This window comes from Rhodospirillales bacterium (assembly GCA_016872535.1).
Classification (GTDB): Bacteria; Pseudomonadota; Alphaproteobacteria; order Rhodospirillales; family 2-12-FULL-67-15; genus 2-12-FULL-67-15.
Map to the genome: position 1 here is coordinate 1 of VGZQ01000105.1, position 8653 is coordinate 8653.

Annotated in this window: 8 protein-coding genes; 6 read left to right on the plus strand and 2 right to left on the minus strand. The window is 66.3% G+C overall.

Going from position 1 to position 8653, the window contains the following annotated elements; all coding sequences use genetic code 11:
• From FJ311_14945 to FJ311_14965, 5 genes are all read left to right on the plus strand, one after another.
• Positions 1-1949: bifunctional [glutamine synthetase] adenylyltransferase/[glutamine synthetase]-adenylyl-L-tyrosine phosphorylase (locus FJ311_14945; protein MBM3952735.1), on the plus strand; the 1949-nt coding region annotated here is incomplete at its 5' end.
• A 118-nt stretch (positions 1950-2067) separates the two neighbouring features.
• Positions 2068-2601 carry a flagellar basal body-associated FliL family protein gene (locus FJ311_14950; protein ID MBM3952736.1) on the plus strand — a complete coding sequence of 178 codons (534 nt, stop codon included), beginning with the start codon at positions 2068-2070 and terminating at the stop codon, positions 2599-2601.
• Between the two features lie 19 nt (positions 2602-2620).
• Positions 2621-3244 carry an FMN-binding negative transcriptional regulator gene (locus FJ311_14955; GenBank protein ID MBM3952737.1) on the plus strand — a complete coding sequence of 208 codons (624 nt, stop codon included), beginning with the start codon at positions 2621-2623 and terminating at the stop codon, positions 3242-3244.
• 158 nt (positions 3245-3402) lie between these two features.
• The gene (locus FJ311_14960; protein MBM3952738.1) at positions 3403-3648 is read left to right on the plus strand and encodes a type II toxin-antitoxin system ParD family antitoxin; all 246 of its coding nucleotides are present in this window, start codon (positions 3403-3405) and stop codon (positions 3646-3648) included.
• Entirely contained in the window at positions 3638-3937 is a 300-nt protein-coding gene (locus FJ311_14965) for a type II toxin-antitoxin system RelE/ParE family toxin (protein ID MBM3952739.1), read from the plus strand. The genes FJ311_14960 and FJ311_14965 overlap by 11 nt, the downstream gene beginning before the upstream one ends.
• A gap of 19 nt (positions 3938-3956) precedes the next feature.
• Here the strand turns inward: FJ311_14965 and prfB are convergent.
• Positions 3957-5091 (minus strand): peptide chain release factor 2 gene (gene prfB, locus FJ311_14970; GenBank protein MBM3952740.1). Its coding sequence is split into 2 segments (ribosomal slippage): positions 3957-5021 and positions 5023-5091, totalling 1134 coding nucleotides; the frame shifts between segments, so codons are not numbered across the junction.
• A 68-nt stretch (positions 5092-5159) separates the two neighbouring features.
• Positions 5160-7634 (minus strand): penicillin-binding protein 1A, encoded by a 2475-nt coding sequence (locus FJ311_14975; protein ID MBM3952741.1) that lies wholly within the window; start codon positions 7632-7634, stop codon positions 5160-5162.
• Between the two features lie 318 nt (positions 7635-7952).
• Here FJ311_14975 and tcmP point away from each other — a divergent pair, with 318 nt between their 5' ends.
• Positions 7953-8618: a three-Cys-motif partner protein TcmP gene (gene tcmP / locus FJ311_14980; GenBank protein ID MBM3952742.1), complete on the plus strand. Its 666-nt coding sequence runs from the start codon at positions 7953-7955 to the stop codon at positions 8616-8618.
• The last annotated feature ends 35 nt before the right edge of the window (positions 8619-8653 follow it).

The window sequence follows — 8653 nt, forward strand, 5'->3', positions numbered from 1 at the left end:
CTGGTCACGACATCAAGCTCGGGCGCGGCGGCATCCGCGAGATCGAGTTCTTCGTCCAAACCCAGCAGCTGATTCGCGGCGGCCGCGAGCCCCGGCTCCGGACCGCATCCACGGTGACGGGATTGGCACGCCTCGCCGAATTGGAACTGACCGAACGGACGGCGGCGGCCGAACTGACGGAGGCCTACGAATATCTGCGCCGCGTCGAACACCGGCTGCAAATGATCGGCGACGAACAAACCCAGACGCTTCCGATCGGCGACGACGGCCTGAACGCGCTGGCGGCGTTTCTCGGCTACGCGGGCAAGGACGCCTTCGCTGCCGACTTGATCGCGCGGCTTGGCGCCGTCGAGCGACATTACGCTCGCCTGTTCGAGGATTCGCCCGCGCTGGTTGCGCCGGGCACGGCCGCCGGCAACCTGGTGTTCACCGGCGTCGAAGCCGATCCGGCGACGCTGGCGACGCTGACCGAAATGGGCTTCAAGGAACCGGAGACGGTGCACGCGACCATCCGCGGCTGGCACCACGGCCGGTACCGCGCCATGCGCTCGACCCGGGCGCGCGAGCTGTTGACCGAGTTGATGCCGGCGCTGCTCGGCGCGCTCGCCAAGAGCCCGGACCCGGACGGGGCATTCCTGCGGTTCGATGCGTTTCTCGGCCGGCTTCCGGCCGGGATACAGATTTTTTCCCTGCTGCATTCGAATCCGCACCTGCTCGATCTTCTCGCCGAGATCATGGGCGCCGCGCCGCGGCTCGCCGAACACCTGAGCGGGCGTCCCGCCGTCCTCGACGCCATGGTGACGCCGGGATTCCTGGACTCGCTGCCCGACCGGGAACGACTCGTCGCCGAACTCGGCCGCCAGTTCGATTTCGCGCGCAACGTCGAGGACGCGCTCGACGCCAGCCGCCGCTTCGCCCACGACCGGCAGTTCCAGGTCGGCGTCCAGCTGCTGCGCGGCACGGTCGCGCCGCGCGTCGCGGCGGCGGCGCTCAGCGACATCGCCGAGGTCGCCATCGCCGGTCTGCTGCCGCGTATCGAATCCGATTTCGCCGCGAGCCACGGGCGGTTCGGCGAATCCGCGCTCGCGGTCATTGCCATGGGCAAGCTCGGCGGACGGGAAATGACACCGACGTCGGATCTCGATCTGATTTTCGTCTACGACACGCAGGGCGCGGCGGAAATGTCGGACGGGCCGCGCCCCCTGCCGGCGAGCCAATACTTCGCGCGCCTCAGCCAGCGGCTGCTCAACGCGCTGACCGCGCTGACCGCCGAAGGGCGCCTATACGAGGTCGACATGCGCTTGAGGCCGTCGGGCAACAAGGGCCCGCTCGCCGCCGCGTTCGACGGCTTCGTCCGCTATCAGGAACAGGAGGCGTGGACGTGGGAGCACCTGGCGCTGACCCGCGCGCGCGCCATCGCCGGGCCGGACTCCTTGCGCGCGCGCGTCACCGAGGCGATCCGACGGGTGCTGATGCAACCGCGCGACCCGGCCAAGCTGTTCAAGGACGTCGCCGAGATGCGCGCGCGCATGGCCGCCGAGCACGCCGCCGGGTCGCGCTGGGATGTGAAGCACGCGCGCGGCGGCCTGATCGACGTGGAGTTCACGGTGCAGTGCCTGCAGCTCGCCCATGCGCACGCCCGGCCCGAGATTCTCGATTCGAACACGGCGACCGCGCTGGACAGGCTCGCCGCCGCCGGCATTCTCGATGCGGCCGATGCCGGAACGTTGCGCGAAGCGTTGGGGTTGTGGCAGGCGTTGCAAGCGGTGCTCCGGCTCACCCTGGAGCCAACCGGGGGCGACGAGGCGGCGTCGTTCCCCGAGGCGCTCAAGCGCCGACTGGCCCGTATCGGGGAAGCGGACGATTTCGCCGGTCTCGAGGCGCGCATGGACGAACTCGCCCGCGCCGCCGCCGACGTCTTCCGCCGGAGGGTGGAGGTTCGATTCTAGCCGTTGACTCCGCGTCGCGGACGTTACCCAATCGGAGCGCGCGGGCGAATCCCCGCGCGCATTAAATGATGCGCCCCTACCGGGGCGCGAAACGGACCCAGCGAATCGGGGAGGACTCATGGCCGACAAACCCGTCAAGCCCGCCGCGAGCGGCAAGAAAGACGACGCTTCGGGCGGACCGAAGAAGGCCGGCCCGTCCGCCAAGTCGAAGCGCGTGGTTCTGATCGCGGTCGCCGTCGTCGCCCTGGTCGCGGGCATCGGCGGCACGGTCGGCGTGCTCCATCTGCTCGGGTTGCTCGGCACCGCCGAAAAATCGGGGCGCCAGGTGGCGGTGGTTTCGCTCGGCCAGCCGGTGCTGGTCGACATGCCGGAGGTGATGGTCGATCTCAAGGTCGGCACCTGCCGCTCGCCCTACCTGCGCTACGCCATGCGCATCGAGGTAAGCAGCGGCGCCGCCGCCAAAGCCGTCGACGAATCCCAGGCGCGGATCATAGACGCCGTCCAGCAGCATCTGCGCGGCAAGGAGCGCCAGGAACTGGTCGGGGTCGAGGGCGCCGACCGGATGCGCAACGAGGCGCGCGACATCATCAACCGTCTGGTCGCGCCCGAACGCATCAACGGCGTGCTGTTCAAGAAATTCGTGTTGCAGTGAACGCGGGTGGCGCTTTGCCATGTATCTGCCCAAGCATTTCGCCGAACCCAACCTCGCCCGGCTGCACGAGCTGATCGAGGGCCGCGTGTTCGGGTTGCTGATCGTCATCCGCGACGGCGTACCGGACGTGGCGCACATTCCTTTCGTCCTCGATCGTGGCGAGGGAAGCCAGGGAACATTGCGCGGGCATTTCGCGCGGCCCAATCCGATCTGGCGGGCGTTCGACGGCGCGGCCGAGGCGCGCGCGATTTTTCCCGGTCCCGACACCTATATTTCGCCCGACTGGTACGTCAGCCATCACCAGGTGCCGACCTGGAACTACATCGCGGTTCACGCCTGGGGACGGCCCCGGGTGCTGGAGGACGCCGCCGACGTGCGTCGCGTGCTCGACGATCTCAGCGCCCGCAACGAAGCGCGCATCGCCGGCAAGAAACCGTGGACGGTGGATAAGCTGCCGGCCGAGACTTACGACAAGATGACCAGGGGCATCGTCGCCTTCGCAATGCCGATCGATCGGATCGAGGGCAAGTGGAAGCTGAACCAGAACCGCACCGAGGCCGATCGCCGGGGCGTGATCGCCCAGCTTGAGGCGAGCGACGACGCCAATGCCCGCGCCATCGCGGCGGCGATGCGGAAGCTTTAGACGAGTTCGGCCGTTTTGCCGCCTTTGATCCAGCGCGGATTAACAAGCGGCGACGGATCCGTGGGGTAAGGGACCGGCGCCTCGCGCCCCCCTTGTTATGTTAGGCTCGCTTTTTACCAATTTTTGGCATATATTGGTATAAATTCGGGAAGCATGGCATGGCACGCAACACGTCGATTTCGCTCGGCGATCATTTCGCCGATTTCATCGATACGCAGGTGCGGACGGGTCGCTATGGCTCGGCGAGCGATGTGATGCGGGCTGGCTTGCGGCTCTTGGAAGAGCACGAGGCCAAGGTGAAAGCCTTGCAGGATGCGCTCGTCGCCGGAGAAAAATCCGGCCCGCCGGCACCGTTCGACAACAAAGCGTTCCTGAAACGGATGCGAATCAGACATGCCCGCTAGCGGCGGCGCTTACCGACTTTCACCGCGCGCGGAAATCGATCTCGAGGAGATTTGGCTTTATACGTTCAAGAACTGGTCGCTGGAACAGGCGGATCGTTATCATAACGGCATCGTCGATATGTTCGACGATTTGGCAGCTGGCCGAAAGACCGGCCGCCCCGTCGATGTTCGGGACGGCTATTTCAAGCATCCGGTCGGCGCGCATATCGTGTTCTACCGTTTGTCCGAATCGGGCCTCGTGGTCGTTCGCGTCCTGCACCAACGCATGGACGTGAATCGGCATTTGTAAACGGTATCTTGCGCGCGCTTTAATCTGGCGCGTCGCCGGCGGCACTGCCGTTGCCGCCCTTGATGCGGCTCGCCAGCGCCGCGGTCATGAACGCATCCAAATCGCCGTCCAGCACCGCGCCGGTGTTGGAGGTCTCGACCCCGGTGCGCAGGTCCTTGACCATCTGGTAGGGCTGCAGAACGTAGGAGCGGATCTGGTGACCGAAGCCGATCTCGGTCTTGGCCTCGAACTCGGCCTGGGCCTTGGCCTCGCGCTTCTTCAGTTCCAGTTCGTAGAGGCGCGCCTTCAGCATCGCCATGGCGGTCGCCCGGTTGCGGTGCTGCGAGCGGTCGTTCTGGCACTGCACCACGATGTTGGTGGGCAGATGGGTAATGCGCACCGCGCTGTCGGTGCGGTTGACGTGCTGGCCGCCGGCGCCCGACGCGCGGTAGGTGTCGATCTTCAAATCCTTGTCGAGGACCTGGACGTCGATGGTTTCGTCCACCACCGGATAGGCCCAGACCGAGGCGAAGCTGGTGTGGCGGCGCGCGTTGGAATCGAACGGCGAAATCCGCACCAGCCGGTGCACGCCGCTTTCGGTCTTGAGCCAGCCGTAGGCGTTGGGCCCGTTGATCCGGAGCGTCGCCGACTTGATGCCCGCTTCCTCGCCCGGACTTTCCTCGATCCATTCGACCTTGTAGCCGTGTTGCTCGGCCCAGCGGGTATACATGCGCGTCAGAATCTCGGCCCAGTCCTGGGCCTCGGTGCCGCCCGCGCCGGCATGGATTTCGAGATAGCTGTCGTTGCCGTCGGCCTCGCCCGACAGCAGCGTCGCCAGCTCGGCCTTGGCGGCGCGGTCCTTGACCGCGCGCAAGCTCGCTTCGGCTTCCGCCAGCACGGCGGCGTCGTTTTCGCTTTCCGCCAGTTCGATCAAGCCGGTGGCGTCGGCCAAGTCGCGCGCGAGCGCGTCGATCGCGCCGAGGCCCGAGGCGAGCCGGTTGCGCTCGCGCATCATCCCTTGCGCCTTCTTGGGATCGTTCCAGATCGAGCCGTCCTCGGCGAGCGCGTTCAGTTCCTCGAGTCGCATTTTGGCGCGGTCGTAGTCAAAGATGCCTCCTCAGCAGGTCGAGCGACTGCTGGATGTCGGAAGCCAGGGTTTGCATTTCCGCGCGCATGACGGTCGTCCTCGAAAAAAATGTGACGGGTTTGTAGGGCAGGGCCAGCCCGAGATCAACGCCGGAGATCAATACAAGCCGCCGGTGCCGGTCTCGGGCCCGACGCGCGGCGCGCCGCCCGCGTCGTCGCTGTGGCCGTAGCCTTCCAGCACCGCGCGCTCGCCGGTCGGCTCGCTGCCCGGCTTGAACGCCTCGATGATAACGTCGCGGCCGCGCCGCGTTTCGGGCACGCCGGTCTGGGCGTTGACCCGCACCAGGCGAATGCCGGGCGGAATGCGGAACGGGGTGGCGGCGCGCCCGCCGAGCGCCTCCATCATGAAATCGCGGAAGATCGGCGCCGCGACCGAGCCGCCGGTTTCCTTGTCGCCCAAGGTTTGCGGCTCGTCGTAGCCGACGAACACCCCGACGGCGAGGTCGGGCGAAAAGCCGATGAACCAGGCATCGAAGCTGTCGTTGGTGGTGCCGGTCTTGCCGGCGAGCGGCTTGCCCACCTCGGCGACGCGCCGGCCGGTGCCGCGCTCGACCGCGCCCTGCAGCATGGAGACCATCTGATAGGCGCTCGCCGCCGAGGTCACCTGGGCGCGGGCGTCGGGGACGGTCGGCACCGGCTGTTCGGTCCACTGCATTGCCTGGCAGTCGAGGCAGGGGCGCTGGTCGTGGCGGAAAACGGTGCGGCCGTGGCGGTCCTGGATCCGGTCGACGATGCTGGGCGTGATGCGCTTGCCGCCGTTGACCAGCATGGCGTAGGCGGTGGTCAAGCGGAGCGGCGTCGTTTCGCCCGCGCCGAGCGCCATGGAGAGCCGATGAGGAAGCGAATCGACGACGCCGAAGCGTTCGGCGTATTCGGCGACCTTCTCGATGCCGACCGTCTGCGCCAGGCGCACGGTCATTAGATTGCGCGATTTTTCGATTCCGAGGCGCATGGTCGAGGGGCCGTAGAATTCGCGGGTGTAGTTGTCGGGCCGCCACTTGGGCAGCCCCGGGCCCTGGTCGATGACGAACGGCGCGTCGAGAATGAGGGTCGCGGGCGAGTAGCCGGAATCGAGCGCGGCGAGATAGACGAACGGCTTGAAGGCGGAACCGGGCTGGCGGCTCGCCTGAGTCGCGCGGTTGAACTGGCTCCGCTTGTAATCGTAGCCGCCGACCATGGCCAGCACGCGGCCGGTGTGGGGATCGAGCGCGACCAGCGCGCCCTCGACCTTGGGGATCTGGCTCAACGCGAAGGTGGCGGGCGGATAGTCGCGACCCTGGGCGTCCTTGGCGGCGGGCCATACCGTCACCACGTCGCCGACGCCGAGCACGTCGGCAGGCGCGCGCACGGCGGGCCCGAGCTTCGCGTCCTTGAGCGCCGCGCGCGCCCAACGCATTTCGGCGAGCGGAATGATGCCGCGCCCGCCGCCCCTCAGCGCGATCTCGGCCGCGTCCTCGCGCAACGCGATCACCACCGCGAGGCGGCGGTCGTGGAGCCCGCCGGGCGGCTCCAGGGCTTCGAGCTGGGCGCGCGGATCGAACACCACGGTTCCGGTCGAGGCGGGACTCAACAGCGCGGGCGGCGGGTTAATGCGCGCGATCGGCCCGCGCCAGCCGTGGCGGCGGTCGTAATCCTCCAGCCCCTGGCGCAGTACCCGGTCGGCGATTTCCTGCAGGCCGGGATCGAGGGTCGAGCGCACCGAAAGCCCGCCCTTGTAGAGCCGCTGCTCGCCGTAGCGGGCGACCAGTTCGCGGCGGATTTCCTCGGCGAAGTAATCGGCGCCGACGAAGGCGATCTCGTCGCGCTTGCGCACGGCGAGCGGCTCCAAGCGCGCCTGGCGCGCTTCCTCGGCGGTGATGACGCCGTCTTCCTGCATGCGCCCGATCGCCCAATCGCGCCGCGCCCGCGCCGCCTCCGGGTTGCGGACCGGGTGATAATTGTTGGGCGCCTTGGGCAGCGCGGCGAGGTAGGCGGCCTCGGCGATGGTCAATTCGTCGAGCGACTTGTTGAAATAATTGAGCGCGGCGGCGGCGACGCCGTAGGAGCCGAAGCCGAGATAAATCTCGTTCAGGTACAGTTCGAGGATGCGGTTCTTGGGGATCGCGTGCTCGATGCGGAAAGCGAGGATTGCCTCCTTGATCTTGCGCTCGATCGAGACTTCGTTGGTGAGCAGGAAGTTCTTGGCGACCTGCTGGGTGATGGTGGAGGCGCCGACCGGGCGGCGGCTCTGGCCCCAGTTGCGCAAATTGACGATCAGCGCGCGGGCGATGCCGGTGAGGTCGACGCCGGGATGGGAGAAGAAGTTCTTGTCCTCGGTCGAGAGGAAGGCCTGGACCACGCGCTTGGGCATGGCGTTCACCGGCACGAACACGCGCTTCTCGGTCGCGTATTCGGCGAGCAGCCGCCCATCGCCCGCGTGCACGCGCGTCATCACCGGCGGTTCGTAGACCGCGAGCTGGCGGTAATCGGGCAGCCCGCGGCCGAAATAGTAGAACCCGGCCATGCCGACCGCGCCGCCGCCGAGGGCGACGAGAAGCATCAGGCCGAGGAGCGTGGTCAGGACGCGGATCATGCGAACGGCACCGGGTTCCATTCTAGCGCGTTTCGGGCAAGCCCGGCCCGCGCCCGGCGGAAAACGGGTTCAAACTGGCGCGATTGCGCGAAGGAGTCGGAACCGGACATAGGACCGCGCGGCCCGAAGGGCAAGCGCGCGGCGGAACGCGCGATCGAATCGGCCGGCGGCAAGCCAACACCCGGCGCGCACCGGGCCAGAGCGGGGTAAAACCGGCCTAAGGCCTTGATATGGCTTGAAACACCCCGTTTCGCGTTGGCATTTGTAGGCATCTTCGCGCGACCTTCCCGGTTTCCGTCGCAAAATCGATAAAGGAATATATACATAATTCGGGTAAAAAGTCAAGGGCACGCAAAATTTCCGCTGAACACTAGTAATCGCGTCTGTTCGATTTGTTCTTTGGATTTGAAATCATTGGCAAATGTTCTATATTTGTTCTCTATAGGGTTGGAGGCGCAGGTGAAGGTCCAACGCTTCGGCAGCGCGCATACCGAAAAGAAGCTCGACCTCGTCGCGCGCTACCTTGAACGCTACGCGACGGCGCTCAAGAACCAACGTTTCGAAAGAATCTATGTTGATGCGTTTGCCGGAACGGGCTCGTGGACGAAGCGAGCCAAGGGTGGCGGACCATTGTTCCCTCTACTCGACGTAGACGACATCAAGGAAGGTTCGGCGCGGCGGGCCCTACGCGTCGAGCCGCCATTCGACCGTTACATCTTCATCGAAAAGAGCCGGCGAAAATCTTCGGTGCTTCGAGACCTTGGTCGAGAATTTCCTGTTCGCGCCAAGCGCATGGAAATCATTACAAAAGACGCCAACGAAGCGCTTCAGGATCTGAGCCAACGGACTGATTGGCGAAAATCTCGGGCGGTCGTTTTTCTTGATCCTTTCGGTGACGTGCTCCCCGACTTGCCCTCGTTCATGGGCAGAATCCGTTCTGGTTATGCCCCTCTTGGGGGCGGGTTGCAAACTCGAACGGCGTGAGCCCGCCGAGGCTCATGTGCGGCCGGCGGGTGTTG

Coding starts and splice junctions, on each gene's coding strand:
- FJ311_14950 (MBM3952736.1), top strand. CDS start 2,068: ATGGCCGACAAACCCGTCAAGCCCGCCGCGAGCGGCAAGAAAGACGAC.
- FJ311_14955 (MBM3952737.1), top strand. CDS start 2,621: ATGTATCTGCCCAAGCATTTCGCCGAACCCAACCTCGCCCGGCTGCAC.
- FJ311_14960 (MBM3952738.1), top strand. CDS start 3,403: ATGGCACGCAACACGTCGATTTCGCTCGGCGATCATTTCGCCGATTTC.
- FJ311_14965 (MBM3952739.1), top strand. CDS start 3,638: ATGCCCGCTAGCGGCGGCGCTTACCGACTTTCACCGCGCGCGGAAATC.
- FJ311_14975 (MBM3952741.1), bottom strand. CDS start 7,634: ATGATCCGCGTCCTGACCACGCTCCTCGGCCTGATGCTTCTCGTCGCC.